This window comes from Bacillus sp. AFS001701, from assembly GCF_002559405.1.
In the GTDB taxonomy this organism is placed as follows: domain Bacteria; phylum Bacillota; class Bacilli; order Bacillales; family Bacillaceae_G; genus Gottfriedia.
The window spans coordinates 1-15,698 of record NZ_NTZO01000564.1; the positions used below are offsets into that span (position 1 = coordinate 1).

Below are 15,698 nucleotides of genomic sequence, written 5' to 3' on the forward strand. Positions count from 1 at the left end.
ATGAGACAAGATAAGAAAAATATCGATTTGAAAATAAAATATATAATCTTAAAAAGTTTTGGAAACCCAGTGATTTGTGAATTAGAGGAAGACTTTATAAAAGAAAATTTAGATCGTTTTTTAAAACAAATAATTTCATAATACTTACCTGAAAATGGTGTTTTGATCAAATGTTAAAATCAAAATATCATTTTCTTTTTCTAAATTAGGCTAACTAAATCATTAGAAATGAAAAACATAGGACAATTCGTCGAATAGAATTTCAGAGAAAAAAAAGGTTTGATTTAATAAAAAATGGAATGTAAATACATATAGAAAGGTTAGATAAGGTGACTATAATGAGAAATTCCCAGTTAGATAAAATCCGTTTAGTTGGTGATGTGACAATTCCAGGAGATAAATCAATATCTCATAGAGCAATTATGTTTGGATCATTAGCGAAAGGAACTACAAAGGTTACTAACTTTCTATTAGGTGAAGATTGTTTAAGTACGATTGCGTGTTTTAGAAAATTAGGTGTACAAATCGAAGTATCAGAAGATGAAGTAGTCGTTTATGGTAAAGGAATTGAAGGACTTAAAGAGGCACATGAAGTACTTGATGTAGGAAATTCGGGAACAACAGCAAGATTAATGATGGGAATATTAAGTGGTTTACCTTTCCATTCAGTTATTATTGGTGATGAATCCATTGGTAAAAGACCAATGAAACGAGTTACAAAACCTTTAAAAATGATGGGAACTTCTATAGATGGACGTGAAGACGCTACATATACACCTATTTCTATTAGAGGAGGTTCACTGAATAGTATTTCTTATGCTTCTCCTGTTTCAAGTGCACAAGTTAAATCTTCAATTTTACTAGCTGGTTTATTCGCAAAAGGTACAACGACTGTGACTGAACCAGAAAAGTCTCGTGACCATACTGAAAGAATGCTAAAGGCATTTGGTTGTGAGTTAGTAGTTGATGGAAACAAAGTCTCGATTAATGGAAACCAAGAATTAACTGCAACAGATGTTATTGTACCAGGGGATATTTCATCAGCTGCATTTTTCTTAGTAGCAGGTTCGATTGTTCCTAATAGCGAAATATTGTTGAAAAATGTAGGGGTAAACCCTACCAGAACAGGGATATTAACAGTTCTAGAAAGAATGGGCGCCGATATTACTTTAGAGGATGAAAAAGTTGTAAACGGAGAACCAATAGCGAATATACGAGTGAAATCATCCAGTTTAAAATCAACTGTAATCGGTGGGGCTGAAATTCCTACATGTATCGATGAGTTGCCTATCTTGGCCTTAGCAGCAGCTTTAGCAGATGGTGAGACTATTATTAAGGATGCTGAAGAGTTAAGAGTAAAGGAAACGGATCGTATTCAGACTGTTGTAACAGAACTTACAAATCTTGGTGTAAGCATTGAAGCAACAAAAGATGGTATGATTATACAAGGGAATAGTTCTTTAATAGGTGCTAATGTAAATTCACATGGAGATCATCGAATGGGAATGATGCTTTCAATTGCTGCATTACTTGCTAAAGGTGATACAATTATTGAAAATACAGAATGTATAGCTGTATCTTTTCCGAACTTTAAAGAGCAATTAAACGAATTAATTAAGTAGTCATATGAGGTGTAAGAATGAGTTTATACGAAGCTGTTCAGTTAATAGAGAACGGTCATACTGAAAAGGGATTAGATTTATTAAGAAAGAATTTAAAAACTGCTAACGATGAAGAAAAATACGAAGCAGCACTTCTTTTTCAATCATTAGGATTTGTGGAAGATGCGAAAAATATCATTGAAGATTTAGTTTACTTATACGATGACGACGATGATCTTAAAATAATGTATGCAGAAATATTGTTGGATCTTGATTTAGAAGACGAGGCATTAGAAATTTTACTTGCCATAAAAGATGATAGTGAAAGTCGAGTTCAAGCACTTTTATTAATGGCTGATCTATATCAAGTTCAAGGTCTCGATGAAGTAGCTGAACAAAAGTTATTTGAAGCAAAAAGAATTTTACCGAATGAACCTGTAGTAGATTTTGCATTAGGGGAGTATTATTTTAGTAAATATGATTATAAAAAAGCAATTCCATTTTACGAAAAACTTTCTAATCAAGAAATTGAAGTGAGTGGAGTAAATAAAGATTTAAGACTTGCTGAATGTTTAAGTGCTGAAGGTGAATGGGAAGATGCAATTTCCTATTATGAAAAAGGAATTCAGAAAACAAAAGACTTCCATACACTATTAGGATATGGCATTACGCTATTTCAAGCTGAACGTTATGCAGCCTCAATTCCAGTATTCGAGGAAGCGATCTTCTTTGATCCTGAATATTTAGTAGCACATTTATGGCTAAGTAAAGCACATGAACTTGAAGGCCAAATTCAAGAAGGCTATGATATATTACAAAAAGCTTTACTTGTTGATGAAACAAATGTAGAATGCCTTTTATCAGCAGCAAAATTAGCTCGTAAATTGAAGGATTTAAATGCAAGTAAAAAACATTTACAGGAAGCATTAATTTATGATCCTTCGCTAATTGAGGCAGTTCAGTTATTAGTCGGAATTCTTTTCGAAGAAGAAGATTTCGATGACATAATTAGTACAATTGAACTAGCAATTGAGCATGGAGCTTCAGATCCTCATTTTAATTGGGACTTAGGCAAAGCATATTATGGAAATGAAAATTATGAATTGGCATTAAATCAATATCGTCTAGCATATAATGACTTTAACCAGGAAATTTCCTTCTTAAAGGAATACGGAGACCTATTGTTTGAAGAAGGCTTAGTACAAGAAGCAAAAGAGGTTTACAGTAAACTTGTAGACGATGAATATCTACAGGAAGAAGTAAGAGAGCGTCTTGAAAGAATAAATGAAATTCTGTAGTTTTCTTTATTCAGAAAAGGGGACAAATTTTAAGGACAGAGGAGGGATTTAATAATGGCAACCCCTGTATCTGTGAATGAGAAGAAAGATTTTGTTAAGTGGTTTCTAAGTAACTTCCAGTTAAAGCAAAGAGAATGTGTTTGGATTTTAAATTACCTAATGAGCCATGACTATTTAATGAAAAAGGTTCATTTCGTAGAACAGTCTAAATATTGTCCACGCGGGTTAGTGATGTCGACAAACTGTGTTAAAGAAGTCCCATTTCATTTTTATAAACAAAATGTTATGACGACAGATGCAGAGAAATCATTTCACGATATTCGACTAAATAGGGATGAGGATATTTATATCCAGCTCAATTTTAAATCTTCTTTTCAATATCCAATGTTTGTTTCAGTTTTAGAAGAGAACCCACATATACCAAAAAACTTAAATAGTAACGAAAAAGACCGCGTAATTGCTGAAAAGCTATTGTCAGATTCAATTATTAATTTCCAAAAAGACAGATTGATGAAAATGATTGACGAAGCTCTTGATAAACAAGACAAAAAGCTTTTCCAAGAATTAACTAAACAACTGAATTCATTAACTTAATGTAAAACTGAAAAAAGTCCTCATTATGGGGGCTTTTTTACTGTTGAAAAGGTATTTGCTAATTGAACACAATTAAATTTTATTGTTAAATAAGATATGTGGGGTTAATTTCCATTTTAGTACCCTCTCTTTTAAGTATGGACAGATTCATCATCTTAATCATTCGATGCAATCCTAGTAGGTCCTTAGACTTCTGGTGTATCCCATAGGAGTCGAGCGTATCAATTAACTTTTACAAGTTAAAAATTATAGTATGTAAACTTAAGATTAGCAAATTCCTCATAAAAAAATACTCATATAAAAAAATAGTAAAAAAGTCACTTAATATAGAAAGTTTCTTGGATTATTGATTGATCTAATAATCTCATAGAAATATTTGCTTCGTAATGGATCGGAGTTCAACTAAATTCACAATTTTTTTATATAAACCAATAAACTGTTTATGGGATTACTGAATTCAATACAAAGATTCCTTTCCACTGACTGAAAAATCCTTTATTATCGGGCTTTTTTTCTTTCTTAAAATAGTAATGTATGGTTAAATGGAAAATAGAAATTTGTTCACAAAAATTTCACAATTATAAATAAATTATTTTAATAGAAAGAGGTAATTTTGATGAAATGGACAACTAATGAATTAAATCAAGTTATTGAGAATCTGGAATACATCGATACGATCATTATTCCACTTTGTCCTGTTTCTTTGAAAAAAGAAAATATTGGTCTAGCTGAGCAAAGAGAGGACCTAATAATACTTACTTCAGAACTAGAACGTACATATAAAGGCAGAGTTGTAATCGCTCCGGAATTTACTTATTTACCTGAAGAATCTAATAAAATAAGCCGATTAAAAGCTTGGAATGAAGAGTTTAAAGATAGTGGGATTAAGCATGTTTTTTATTTAACATGTGATTTTGATTGGAGACAGTCAGAAGCTGAAATGGATGAATCATTAATTTGGTTACCTAATTTAAACATCAATAGCTTAGATGAATCATCACAACGCGTAATAGTAGATAAACAATTATCTCACATAAATGCATTATTTTCTAAAATATGGGGATAAAAATAAAAACAACATTATTACTATGATTATTATTAGGATATTATTGACCTTCTAAATTTGTTATTATATTATGAAAGTGTCCTAGTTTTATTATTATAGCTGTTGTCCGTACAGGAGTACTTGTGATAGAGGGGGGAATTTTCATGAGTGAAAAGGTTTCAAGACGCCAGTTTTTAAACTACACATTAACAGGTGTAGGCGGCTTTATGGCGGCAGGAATGCTAATGCCATTGGCTCGTTTTGCCATTGACCCAGTTTTACAAAAAGAAGAAGCTGGAGCAATGGTGCAAGTTGGATTAGTTAAAGATTTAACAACTGACCCAAAACGCTTTGACTTTAAAGTTAAGCAGGTAGATGGTTGGGTTAAATCTGATGCGTCACACATTGCATGGGTGTACAAGAATTCAAATGGAGACATCGTTGCGTTATCACCTACTTGTAAGCATTTAGGCTGTACAGTTGGTTGGAACGACAATAAAGATTTTTCAAATCAATTCTTCTGTCCATGTCATGGCGGTCGTTACCATAAGGATGGTAAAAACATTAAAGGTACACCACCGCTTGGTCCACTAGACAACTATGCGGTAAAAGTGAAAGGTGATTCTTTCTATCTTGGTAAACTACAACCAAATACAGGAGGTAAATAATCGTGCTTAACAAAATTTACGACTGGGTAGATGAGCGATTAGAAATTACGCCTCTTTGGAGAGATATCGCTGATCATGAAGTACCAGAACACGTTAATCCAGCACACCATTTTTCAGCATTCGTATATTGCTTCGGTGGATTAACATTTTTCGTTACAGTAATTCAAATTTTATCTGGAATGTTCTTAACAATGTACTATGTTCCAGATATCAAAAATGCATGGGAATCAGTTTATTACTTACAAAACAACGTTGCATACGGACAAATCGTTCGTGGTATGCATCACTGGGGTGCAAGTTTAGTAATTGTTATGATGTTTTTACATACTTTACGTGTATTCTTCCAAGGCGCATATAAAAAGCCTCGTGAGCTTAACTGGGTTGTAGGGGTTTTAATCTTCTTCGTAATGCTTGGATTAGGCTTTACAGGATATTTATTACCTTGGGATATGAAAGCGTTATTTGCGACTAAAGTAGGTCTGCAAATTGCTGAACAAACACCATTTATTGGTAAGCAAGTGAAAACGTTAATTGCAGGTAATCCGGAAATCATCGGTGCACAAACATTAACTCGTTTCTTCGCAATCCATGTATTCTTCTTACCTGGTGCTTTACTTGCTCTTATGGGTGCCCATTTCTTAATTATTCGTAAGCAAGGTATTTCAGGTCCACTATAAGATTTAGTGCATGGGGCTTTAGTAAAAAATGACTAAAGTGTGTCGAAATAAAGGAGGGAGAACATGCATCGCGGTAAAGGAATGAAATTTGTAGGTGACTCACGTGTACCTGCAATGGCAGGACGTAAACCTAATGTACCAAAGGATTATTCAGAATATCCTGGTAAAACTGAGGCATTCTGGCCAAACTTCTTATTAAAAGAATGGATGGTAGGAGCAGTTTTCTTAATTGGATACTTAACATTAACAATTGCACATCCATCTCCACTTGAGAGGGTTGCAGACCCAACTGATACTGGCTATACGCCACTACCAGACTGGTATTTCTTATTCTTATATCAATTCTTAAAATATAGCTATGCTTCTGGTGACTATAACGTAATTGGTGCTTTCGTAATTCCTGGATTAGCATTTGGTGGCTTATTATTAGCGCCATTCTTAGATCGTAGTCCACATAGAAAACCAATTAAACGTCCATTAGCTACAGGATTTATGTTATTAGCTTTATCTGGTGTAATTTATTTAACATGGGAAGCTGCGGCTCACCATGACTGGAAAAAACAAAAAGAACAAGGTAAAATCCGTACTTTTGTTGAATTAAATAAAGAAGATCCAGCATATAAACTATTGCAAAAAAATACTTGTGTATCTTGTCATGGCGATAATCTTGAAGGTGGCGCAGCAGCACCTAGCCTTCAAAATAATGGTTTAAAACCTGAAGAAATCGCTCATATCGCAAGAAACGGTCGAAAAGCGATGCCATCTGGCGTATTTAAAGGTACTGACGCAGAACTTAAAGTGCTAGCTGAATTCGTTTCAAAAGCAGGTAAAACAGAGTAATTAAAAGAGAGTCGAATTTTCGACTCTTTTTTTATGTTGTATTGTATACTGAAATAATAACATGTAAAAAATGTGATGATACATATAAATTGTGAACTTTGTGTTATAAATTAATTAAATCTCTTCAGTGAAAGTGAGATGAAGTGAAATAGTGAACATATTCTACAGTATGCTACGGCTTAAACCTAACTTAATTGCTTTATTTATTATAAATGCACTTGGAACAATCTATGGATACTATTGGTATAAATCTCAACTTGAGTTTACTCCTGGTTGGTTAAAAATATTTGTCCCTGATAGTCCAACTGCTTCTTTATTTTTTTGTATTGTATTGCTACTATTCATTCTAAATAAACGGAATGGACTAATAGAGGCATTAGCATATGTAAGTTTAATGAAATATGGCATATGGGCAGTTTTAATGAACGGAATGGTTCTTTATTTATCAGGTGGACTTGATGCGACTGCATACTTATTAATTTTTTCGCATGGGGCTATGGCAATCCAGGCTGTCTTGTATGCACCGACATTTAAAGTTAAAAAATGGCACTTGACTGTTGCTAGTATTTGGATTTTACAAGATCTTATTTTAGACTATGTTTTTGGAACAATGCCTGAATACTATATGCTTTCTGATTACAGAATTTGGATTGCTTTAGTGACATTTTGGTTAACTATATTTGTTATTTTAATCGCTTATTACCAGTTAATTTTAAAAAAAAGAGCTCGTGCTTGAACAAGTTCTAATCTTGTCCTTTCTCTCATAATTATTAGTAGTTATGAGGGAGGGGTTTGATGAAAAAATTAATTGCGGGGATAAGTGTTTTTTTTATTTTCTTTTCATTCAATACCGTAAAAGGGTACGCTAAAATAGATCAAGAAACTTCATTAATTGAACAATCGCTCTCTTTAGTACAAGATGGTGATTATGTTCATGGCGCAAATTTATTAGAACAATTAGAATCTAAGTATATGAAGTCAGCAAAAAAGAATAAGGATTTCACACCAAAGGAGTTAGAAACCATTTCAGTTACTTTTCAAAATGCGCTTGTGTCTTTAACAAATGATGCAATTGATCCACAAGAAAAAGTTGCCGATGTACTTGGTTTGAGATTATTGATTGATGCTGGAGAAACGACTATGCAGCCGATGTGGAAGGAAATGAAAAAGTCGGTTATGACTCCACTACAGAATATGGAGTCAGCATATAAACGAGGTAATTCTGAAGCATATGAAACGCAATTAAATCAATTCTTACACCAATTTGAGATTATTTATCCCAGTCTTATCATGGATCTTCCATATGATGAAGTAAAAAAAATAAATTCACTTATTTCGTTTTTAGATGATTATCGTATTAACCAAGAATCTATACCGGCCTTTCAACAAAAGTTGGATGAGACAAAAAGTGAATTATTATTCATTTTTGATCAAGGTAATTCAATTATTCCACCTGTTTCTATTTGGACAATATTTACAACAGGGATCATTATTGTCGGTACATTAAGTTATGTCGGTTGGAGAAAATATATAGGTGATCGAAATAAGAACAAAAAAAGAAGAGAACATAATGATTGACAAATTTCTCTAAAAGTTATTACAATATCGTAAAATCACACTCCTTGGAGGAATTACAATGAGTTATTTAATTTACTTTTTAATTTTGTTGCTTGTACCTTTATATGCACAAATGAAGGTTAAATCAACTTTTAGAAAGTATTCTCAAGTTGGTTCTACATCACATTTAACGGGTGCAGAAGTAGCTAGAAAAATATTAAATGAAAATGGATTATACAATGTGGCAGTAGAGGAAACTCGAGGATATTTATCTGACCATTATGATCCACGTGCAAAAGTTGTACGATTATCAACTGAAAATTATCATGGATATTCGGTTGCGGGTACTGCAGTTGCTGCTCATGAAGTAGGACATGCAATTCAAGATGCGAATGACTACAGCTTTCTAAGATTCCGTCATTCATTAGTACCTGTTGCAAATTTCAGTTCCAATTTTTCTTATATATTTATTTTAATTGGCATGTTTTCTCGCCTATCGGGTGCACTATTAATAGGAATAGTTTTATTAGCACTTGGTGTATTGTTCCAAGTTGTTACACTTCCTGTTGAATTTAACGCCTCAAGTAGAGCCTTAAAACAGATTACGACTTTGGGCATTATCAATTCGAATGAGCATGTTTATGCAAAACGTGTTTTAAATGCAGCTGCATTGACATATGTTGCAGCGGCAGCGGTAGCCGTTGCAGAATTATTAAGATTAATTTTAATTTATACTGGTATGACACGTAGTGATGATTAATATCAATATAAAACAAAAAGAGGTTCTGGCAACCAATGCCAAGAACCTCTTTTTTTGTTTCAGTTAAAAATTAAGGGTGAAGAGGGACTTTATTTTCATCTAATGTAAAGCCTTCACCTAGTACATCATGCACTTCTGTAACGGCTACAAAAGCATGTGGATCGATATCCTGAATAATGTTTTTTAAATGAACTAACTCGTTTTTTGGTACAACACAAAATAAAACGTCTTTGCTTTCTCCAGTAAATGTTCCAGTTGCTTTTAAATAAGTTGCGCCACGTTCCATTTCTTTCATAATTCGAGCGGCAATTAAATCATTTTTCTCAGAAATAATATTTGCTCCACGAGCAGCGTATGCACCTTCTTGCATAAAATCAATAATTCTTGCTCCGACAAAAACTGCAACTAGCGTATACATTGCTTCATATGCTTTTAAGTAAGTTAAAAGAGAAAGTGTAATGACAACAAAGTCAAAAATAAACATCGTTTTACCCATATTAATACCTTTGTATTTATATGCTAAACGAGCAATAATATCGACACCACCAGTCGTTCCACCAAATCTAAAAATAATTCCTAAACCTACACCAATAAATACACCTGCAAATAATGAAGCTAACATTAAATCGCCATGAACATCTATATTGAAAGTAAATTTCTCAAATAATTTTAAGAAAAAAGAGACTGCAACAGTTCCGATGATTGTATAAAGCATTGTAACTGTTCCAAGTAATCTCCAACCTATAAAAAATAAAGGGACGTTTAAGGCTAAGTTTGAGATCCAAACTGGAATATTTAGTTCAGCTAAAAGAATTAAGTTAATTCCCGTAAAGCCACCTTCAGCTAAATTGTTTGGAATATTAATATTCATAATTCCAAAAGAAAAAATTGCAGAACCTAAAATAATAAAAAAGATATTGCGTAACTTCAATTTAAAAATCATATACTTCCTCCATACTTTAAAAATTACCCTAAACTCTTATTTTTATCTTATCTTGTATTTTTTTCAAGTAAAATAATATATAATTTGTCAAAAAGTGGTCAATTCGATAAGATTTAATTGAGGAGTTGATATTAGTATGCACGAAAAAACGATGAAAGAAATGCAAAAAGAAGTCGATACATATATAGGTCAATTTAAAGAAGGGTATTTTAGCCCTTTAGCAATGATGGCTAGGTTAACTGAAGAAATGGGTGAGTTAGCAAGAGAAATCAATCATACCTATGGTGAAAAGCCTAAGAAAAGCACTGAAGAAGAAAAGCTAATTGAAGAAGAGTTAGGTGATGTCTTATTTGTTATGATTTGTTTAGCAAATAGCCTAAATATAGACTTACAAGAAGCACATGATATGGTGATGAAGAAGTTTAATACTCGAGATAAAGATCGTTGGACAAGGAAGGAAGTTTAAAATGGAAAAAGTAATTAGAGTAGTATTAGCAGGACCAAGAGGTAAAATGGGAATCGAAGCTTTACAATTAATCGATCGAACTGAGCATTTTCACCTTGTAGCTGCAGTAGATTATAAATTAGGTGGAGAACAAATCCAAAAGGTTAGCCCCGGCTTTAAAGGTGAAGCAAAAGTATATGAAACATTAGAGCAATGTATTGAAAATGAAAGCTTTGATGTACTTGTTGATTTAACAACACCTGAAATTGGAAAAAAACATGCATTTTTAGCATTAAAAAATCGTATTCGCCCTGTAATCGGTACAACTGGTTTTACAAAAGAGGAGCTTGATGATTTAAAAGAGTTAGCTTCAAATAATGAGCTAGGTTGTATTATTGCGCCAAATTTTGCAATTGGTGCTATATTAATGATGAAGTTCTCTGCAATGGCAGCGAAATATTTTAAAGATATCGAAATTATAGAGTTACATCATGACCAAAAATTAGATGCGCCTTCAGGTACAGCACTTAAAACAGTTCAAATGATTGAGGAAGTTCGTGAATCGAAAGTACAAGGTCATCCAAATGAAATTGAAACTGAAGCGGGAGCTAGAGGTGCTGATCTAAATGGAATGAGAGTTCATAGCGTGAGATTACCTGGTTTAGTTGCGCATCAACAAGTTTTATTCGGTGGAGATGGTCAACTATTAACAATTCGACATGATTCAATGAATCGAGCTTCTTTTATGTCTGGAGTTAAAGTTGCCGTTGAGGAAGTAATGAAGCTTACCGAGCTTGTCTACGGTTTAGAAAATATAATGGACTAAAGGTGGTGTAGGTAGTGAAAATAGCTCTAATTGCTCACGATAAGAGAAAAGACGCATTAGTAACTTTCGTACAAGAAAATGAATCTTTTTTTCAGCAGCATGAACTATTTTCAACAGGTACTACAGGACTACGTGTAATGGAAAATACAACTTTAAACGTTTATCGCTTTCAATCTGGTCCTCTCGGAGGAGATCAAGAAATAGGTGCATTAATTGCTAAAGGGAAAATGGACGCGATTTTCTTTTTTAGGGATCCATTAACTGCTCAACCGCATGAACCAGATGTAAATGCTTTGTTAAGGCTATGCGATGTTTTTCATGTCCCGGTGGCAACGAACATTCAAACCGCTAAGGCAGTTGTGAAATTTTTTAGTTAGTTTGAAAGAGAGTGAGAAGAGTGGAATATTTTGATGTACTAGCGTTTGGAGCGCATCCAGATGATGTTGAGATTGGAATGGCAGGTACGATTGCTAAATTTACTAAGTTGGGCTATAAGGTTGCTATTTGTGATTTAACGGAAGCGGAGCTCTCATCAAATGGGGATACTTTTATTAGAAGAAAAGAAGCTGAAGAAGCAGATAAGATTTTAGGGGTTTCAAAGCGTTTTAATTTATCATTACCAGATAGGGGGCTATACTTATCTGAGGAAGCGATTAAACAAGTAGCGGCATTAATTCGAATGACGAAGCCTAGTATTATTTTCTCGCCATATGAAGTGGATCGTCATCCTGATCATGGTAATTGTACAAAAATAGTAGAAGAAGCTGTATTTTCATCTGGGATTCGAAAATTTAATGTAAATACAAATCATGATGCACACAAAGTAAACCACGTTTTTCAATATATGATTAATGGGTTTCATCGACCTAATTTTATTGTTGATGTTACAGAAACGATTGAAGTAAAAAGAGCTGCTTTAGAAGCATATGAAAGTCAATTTACTCCTGGTCCAGATGGTGTCGTTACGCCATTAACAAATGACTATGTAAATAGCGTAATTGCTAGAGAGAAAATTTTTGGGAAAGAAGCTGGAGTGCCATATGGGGAAGGGTTTATGACAAAGAGACCACTCCTATTAAATGCAGATTGGTTAGTTTAAGAAGAAATGAAGAAGTTTAGGAGAGATAAAATGAAATTAAAAATTGGGATTACATGTTATCCTTCAGTAGGCGGTTCTGGTGTGATTGCAACTGAGCTAGGAAAGTTATTAGCAGAACTAGGACATGAAATTCATTTTATTTCATCAAGTATGCCGTTTCGTTTAAATAAAGTATATCCTAATATTTATTATCATGCAGTTGAAGTAAATCAATATTCAGTTTTCCAATATCCTCCATATGATTTAGCATTGGCGAGTAAGATGGCTGAAATTGCAAACCGTGAAAAATTAGATATTTTACATGTACATTATGCGATTCCGCATGCAATATGTGCTGTTCTAGCAAAACAAATGATTCATCACGATATTAAAATTGTAACGACTTTACATGGTACAGATATAACGGTTCTTGGTTATGACTCATCTTTAACAGAGTTAATTAAGTTCGGGATTGAAAAATCAGATGTTGTAACTGCGGTCTCAAATGATTTAATACGTCAAACAGAAGAATTAGTTAACCCTGATAAAGAAATACAAACTGTGTATAATTTTATTGATGAAAGAGTGTATTACAAAAGAAATTGCCGGGTATTAAAAGCAGAGTACGGGATTTTAGAGCATGAAAAAGTCATTATACATATTTCTAATTTCCGCCAAGTTAAACGAACAAAAGATGTAGTAGATGTATTTAACTTAGTAAGAAAAGAAATTCCATCCAAGTTACTATTAGTTGGTGATGGTCCGGAAATCTCAAGTTTATGTAAATTAGTAAGAGAGCTTGGTATTGAGGATGATGTTTTATTTTTAGGAAAACAAGAGAATGTTGAAGAGTTACTTTCAATGAGCGATATAAAGTTACTTCTTTCGTCAAAAGAAAGCTTTGGTTTAGTATTACTTGAGGCGATGGCTTGTGGAGTTCCATGTATCGGTACTAGAGTTGGTGGGATTCCAGAAGTAATCGAACATGGAGAAAACGGATTTATTTGTGAACTGGGAGATATTGAACAAATCGCTTATTATACACTTAACTTATTACAAGATGAAGTACTATTTAAACGCATATCAAGTCGCGCGATTGAAATTGTTAAAGAAAGATTTCAATCAAATAAAATCGTTTCACAATATTTATCCATTTATAATGAGTTATTAGGACTGAAATAATATGGAAATTTTTGATAAAGCAAAGCCGATATTAGATAAATTAATAAAAAATGGTTTCGAGGCCTATTTTGTCGGCGGTTGTGTAAGAGATAAATTATTAAATAGAACAATTGGAGATATTGATATTGCAACTTCAGCATTACCTGAAGAGGTTATGTCAATATTTCCAAAAACTGTTCCAACTGGATTACAGCATGGAACGGTTTTAGTTATACAAAATAGTGAGCCATATGAGATTACAACATTCCGAACTGAATCAACATATCATGATTTTCGTAGACCATCGGAGGTTACCTTCGTAAAATCAATCGAAGAAGATTTAAAACGAAGAGATTTTACAATGAATGCCATTGCTATGACGACAAAAAATGAAATAATAGATCCTTTTAATGGTACAATTGATCTTTATGATGGCTTAATTAGATGTGTCGGTGAAGCTAAGGAAAGATTTCAAGAAGATGCTCTTAGAATGCTAAGAGGTATACGGTTTGTAAGCCAATTAGATTTTCGTTTACACGATGAAACGTTTAACGCAATTAAATCAAATAAACATTTAATTGAAAATATAGCCATTGAACGTATTTCGGTTGAAATAGAAAAAATGTTAATAGGAAAGTCACCTAAAAAAGGCATCGGACTATTAATACAAACAAATTTAATAAATCATCTTCCAAGCTTAAATGAATATACAAATCAGTTTAATGATTTATTAGACCTGCCTATTCAATCATTAAAAACAATTGAAGAGATTTGGGCGCTAATATTATATAAATGTAATGTTGATAACCCAGAACAGGTTTTAAGAAATTGGAAGATGTCGAATAGTCGCATGAAACAAATATTAAAGGTTTATTATTTGTTAAATGAAACAAATATTAAATGGAGCAATTCAAAGTTATATCAAGTTGGATTACCGGATGCATTAAAGTATGAGCGTTTACAGTGTGTCATTGATCATATCGATGCAAATGAATTTAAAGAGGATTTATTAACGACTTTATATAATCAATTACCGATTTATTCAAAGTCAGATATATGTATTACAGGTAACGATTTACTGGAATGGTCACAATTAAAAGGCGGTCCATGGTTGAAAGAAGTATTAAGTGAAATAGAATTTCAATTAGTAGAGAACCAGCTTGAGAATAACCATCTTGCTGTTAAGGAGTGGTTCGTAAATTGGCTTCAAAAGTAAAAGAAAGAATTATACAATTATTTACGGAAAATAGTAATGAATATTTATCAGGTCAATTTTTGAGTGATGAATTAGGAATTTCACGTACTGCAATTTGGAAATACATGAAAGAATTGCAAGACGAGGGAATTGAAGTTGAAGCAGTTAGGAAGGTTGGATATAAAATAACAGGCAAATCTGATCGATTAACTCCAACGGATATTCAACTTGGTTTAGAAACGAAAAAATTTGGAAGAAATGTCGTATACCAAGAAGAAACTAATTCAACCCAAACGATCGCTAATGAATTAGTGCTAAATGATGCTCCAGAAGGTACGATTGTTTTGGCTGAACGTCAATTATTAGGTCGAGGCAGATTACAAAGAAACTGGTTAACTTCAGATGGAAAAGCAATAGCGATGAGTGTTATCCTTAGACCAGCTATTTCACCTAGAGTAGCACCTCAGCTAACATTATTAACAGCTGTAGTCATTGCTTCAGCCATCGAAAAAGTGACCGGTTTACATCCCAATATAAAATGGCCAAATGATATTTTAATCAATAATAAAAAAGTTTGTGGAATCTTAACTGAAATGCAAGGTGACGCTGATTGCATTAAAAGCGTTGTCATAGGTATTGGGATCAATGTAAATCAAGTTGAAGAAGATTACCCTTTAGAACTGTCAGATATCGCTACATCTTTACGTATTGAAAAAGGACAAACCTTTATGAGAGCGAATTTAATTCAAGCTATTTTAGCTGAATTTGAAAAGTTCTATGAAATATTTTTAGATAAAGGATTTAAACCGATAAAAATATTATGGGAAAGTTATGCAATTTCGTTAGGGAAACAAATAAAAGCCACGACTTTAACAGAAGAAATTGTCGGTAATGCCATTGGTATTACTGATGAAGGTCAATTATTGATTGAAGATCACTTAGGTAATGTTCATACAATTTATTCAGCGGATATTTCGATAAATAAATAATGTAATACGTAATAAAACAAC

Annotated in this window: 18 protein-coding genes; 17 read left to right on the forward strand and 1 reads right to left on the reverse strand. The window is 33.0% G+C overall.

Features of this window, described 5'->3' with window-relative positions; translation table 11 throughout:
• Positions 1-338 precede the first annotated feature (338 nt).
• The 10 genes from aroA to CN514_RS22960 all read left to right on the forward strand — a co-directional run bounded on the left by aroA (position 339) and on the right by CN514_RS22960 (position 9,040).
• Complete coding sequence (aroA, locus tag CN514_RS22915; RefSeq protein WP_098234548.1) at positions 339-1,622, forward strand: 3-phosphoshikimate 1-carboxyvinyltransferase; 1,284 nt, start codon at positions 339-341, stop codon at positions 1,620-1,622.
• Positions 1,623-1,639: 17 nt separating this feature from the next.
• A complete protein-coding gene (locus tag CN514_RS22920; RefSeq protein ID WP_098234549.1) occupies positions 1,640-2,899 on the forward strand; it encodes a tetratricopeptide repeat protein in 1,260 nt (419 codons plus the stop codon).
• Positions 2,900-2,953: 54 nt separating this feature from the next.
• Positions 2,954-3,493: a ReoY family proteolytic degradation factor gene (locus CN514_RS22925; RefSeq protein WP_069031873.1), complete on the forward strand. Its 540-nt coding sequence runs from the start codon at positions 2,954-2,956 to the stop codon at positions 3,491-3,493.
• A gap of 616 nt (positions 3,494-4,109) precedes the next feature.
• Positions 4,110-4,559: a DUF2487 family protein gene (locus CN514_RS22930; protein ID WP_098234550.1), complete on the forward strand. Its 450-nt coding sequence runs from the start codon at positions 4,110-4,112 to the stop codon at positions 4,557-4,559.
• A gap of 143 nt (positions 4,560-4,702) precedes the next feature.
• Complete coding sequence (locus CN514_RS22935) at positions 4,703-5,206, forward strand: QcrA and Rieske domain-containing protein (RefSeq protein WP_098234551.1); 504 nt, start codon at positions 4,703-4,705, stop codon at positions 5,204-5,206.
• Between the two features lie 2 nt (positions 5,207-5,208).
• Positions 5,209-5,883: a menaquinol-cytochrome c reductase cytochrome b subunit gene (gene qcrB / locus CN514_RS22940; protein ID WP_056466653.1), complete on the forward strand. Its 675-nt coding sequence runs from the start codon at positions 5,209-5,211 to the stop codon at positions 5,881-5,883.
• A gap of 63 nt (positions 5,884-5,946) precedes the next feature.
• A complete protein-coding gene (locus CN514_RS22945) occupies positions 5,947-6,723 on the forward strand; it encodes a menaquinol-cytochrome c reductase cytochrome b/c subunit (protein WP_056466650.1) in 777 nt (258 codons plus the stop codon).
• A 169-nt stretch (positions 6,724-6,892) separates the two neighbouring features.
• Positions 6,893-7,459, forward strand: a complete 567-nt coding sequence (locus tag CN514_RS22950; protein WP_098234552.1) for a DUF1405 domain-containing protein — start codon at positions 6,893-6,895, stop codon at positions 7,457-7,459.
• A gap of 59 nt (positions 7,460-7,518) precedes the next feature.
• Positions 7,519-8,301, forward strand: a complete 783-nt coding sequence (locus tag CN514_RS22955) for a sporulation protein YpjB (RefSeq protein ID WP_098234553.1) — start codon at positions 7,519-7,521, stop codon at positions 8,299-8,301.
• Between the two features lie 58 nt (positions 8,302-8,359).
• Positions 8,360-9,040 (forward strand): zinc metallopeptidase, encoded by a 681-nt coding sequence (locus tag CN514_RS22960; protein ID WP_069031878.1) that lies wholly within the window; start codon positions 8,360-8,362, stop codon positions 9,038-9,040.
• A gap of 70 nt (positions 9,041-9,110) precedes the next feature.
• On the opposite strand, the gene CN514_RS22965 is transcribed toward CN514_RS22960, so the two are convergent.
• Positions 9,111-9,983, reverse strand: coding sequence for a YitT family protein (locus tag CN514_RS22965; protein ID WP_069031879.1), 873 nt, complete (start codon positions 9,981-9,983; stop codon positions 9,111-9,113).
• 136 nt (positions 9,984-10,119) lie between these two features.
• Here CN514_RS22965 and CN514_RS22970 point away from each other — a divergent pair, with 136 nt between their 5' ends.
• Genes CN514_RS22970 through CN514_RS23000 form a run of 7 tightly spaced genes read left to right on the forward strand, consistent with a single transcriptional unit; the run spans position 10,120 to position 15,677 of the window.
• A complete protein-coding gene (locus tag CN514_RS22970; protein WP_049819716.1) occupies positions 10,120-10,449 on the forward strand; it encodes a nucleotide pyrophosphohydrolase in 330 nt (109 codons plus the stop codon).
• A gap of 1 nt (position 10,450) precedes the next feature.
• Entirely contained in the window at positions 10,451-11,254 is an 804-nt protein-coding gene (gene dapB / locus CN514_RS22975) for a 4-hydroxy-tetrahydrodipicolinate reductase (RefSeq protein ID WP_098234554.1), read from the forward strand.
• 14 nt (positions 11,255-11,268) lie between these two features.
• Complete coding sequence (gene mgsA / locus CN514_RS22980; RefSeq protein WP_098234555.1) at positions 11,269-11,631, forward strand: methylglyoxal synthase; 363 nt, start codon at positions 11,269-11,271, stop codon at positions 11,629-11,631.
• A 20-nt stretch (positions 11,632-11,651) separates the two neighbouring features.
• The gene (bshB1, locus tag CN514_RS22985) at positions 11,652-12,353 is read left to right on the forward strand and encodes a bacillithiol biosynthesis deacetylase BshB1 (protein WP_141529499.1); all 702 of its coding nucleotides are present in this window, start codon (positions 11,652-11,654) and stop codon (positions 12,351-12,353) included.
• A gap of 30 nt (positions 12,354-12,383) precedes the next feature.
• A complete protein-coding gene (bshA, locus tag CN514_RS22990) occupies positions 12,384-13,514 on the forward strand; it encodes an N-acetyl-alpha-D-glucosaminyl L-malate synthase BshA (protein WP_098234556.1) in 1,131 nt (376 codons plus the stop codon).
• Between the two features lies 1 nt (position 13,515).
• The gene (locus tag CN514_RS22995; protein WP_098234557.1) at positions 13,516-14,709 is read left to right on the forward strand and encodes a CCA tRNA nucleotidyltransferase; all 1,194 of its coding nucleotides are present in this window, start codon (positions 13,516-13,518) and stop codon (positions 14,707-14,709) included.
• Positions 14,694-15,677 (forward strand): biotin--[acetyl-CoA-carboxylase] ligase, encoded by a 984-nt coding sequence (locus CN514_RS23000; RefSeq protein ID WP_098234558.1) that lies wholly within the window; start codon positions 14,694-14,696, stop codon positions 15,675-15,677. Before CN514_RS22995 ends, CN514_RS23000 begins: the two co-directional genes overlap by 16 nt.
• Positions 15,678-15,698: the final 21 nt, after the last annotated feature.

Coding starts and splice junctions, on each gene's coding strand:
- dapB (WP_098234554.1), top strand. CDS start 10,451: ATGGAAAAAGTAATTAGAGTAGTATTAGCAGGACCAAGAGGTAAAATG.
- bshA (WP_098234556.1), top strand. CDS start 12,384: ATGAAATTAAAAATTGGGATTACATGTTATCCTTCAGTAGGCGGTTCT.
- CN514_RS22960 (WP_069031878.1), top strand. CDS start 8,360: ATGAGTTATTTAATTTACTTTTTAATTTTGTTGCTTGTACCTTTATAT.
- CN514_RS22950 (WP_098234552.1), top strand. CDS start 6,893: ATGCTACGGCTTAAACCTAACTTAATTGCTTTATTTATTATAAATGCA.
- CN514_RS22925 (WP_069031873.1), top strand. CDS start 2,954: ATGGCAACCCCTGTATCTGTGAATGAGAAGAAAGATTTTGTTAAGTGG.
- CN514_RS22920 (WP_098234549.1), top strand. CDS start 1,640: ATGAGTTTATACGAAGCTGTTCAGTTAATAGAGAACGGTCATACTGAA.
- CN514_RS22995 (WP_098234557.1), top strand. CDS start 13,516: ATGGAAATTTTTGATAAAGCAAAGCCGATATTAGATAAATTAATAAAA.
- aroA (WP_098234548.1), top strand. CDS start 339: ATGAGAAATTCCCAGTTAGATAAAATCCGTTTAGTTGGTGATGTGACA.
- CN514_RS22965 (WP_069031879.1), bottom strand. CDS start 9,983: ATGATTTTTAAATTGAAGTTACGCAATATCTTTTTTATTATTTTAGGT.
- CN514_RS22955 (WP_098234553.1), top strand. CDS start 7,519: ATGAAAAAATTAATTGCGGGGATAAGTGTTTTTTTTATTTTCTTTTCA.
- CN514_RS22930 (WP_098234550.1), top strand. CDS start 4,110: ATGAAATGGACAACTAATGAATTAAATCAAGTTATTGAGAATCTGGAA.
- CN514_RS22970 (WP_049819716.1), top strand. CDS start 10,120: ATGCACGAAAAAACGATGAAAGAAATGCAAAAAGAAGTCGATACATAT.
- CN514_RS22935 (WP_098234551.1), top strand. CDS start 4,703: ATGAGTGAAAAGGTTTCAAGACGCCAGTTTTTAAACTACACATTAACA.
- CN514_RS22945 (WP_056466650.1), top strand. CDS start 5,947: ATGCATCGCGGTAAAGGAATGAAATTTGTAGGTGACTCACGTGTACCT.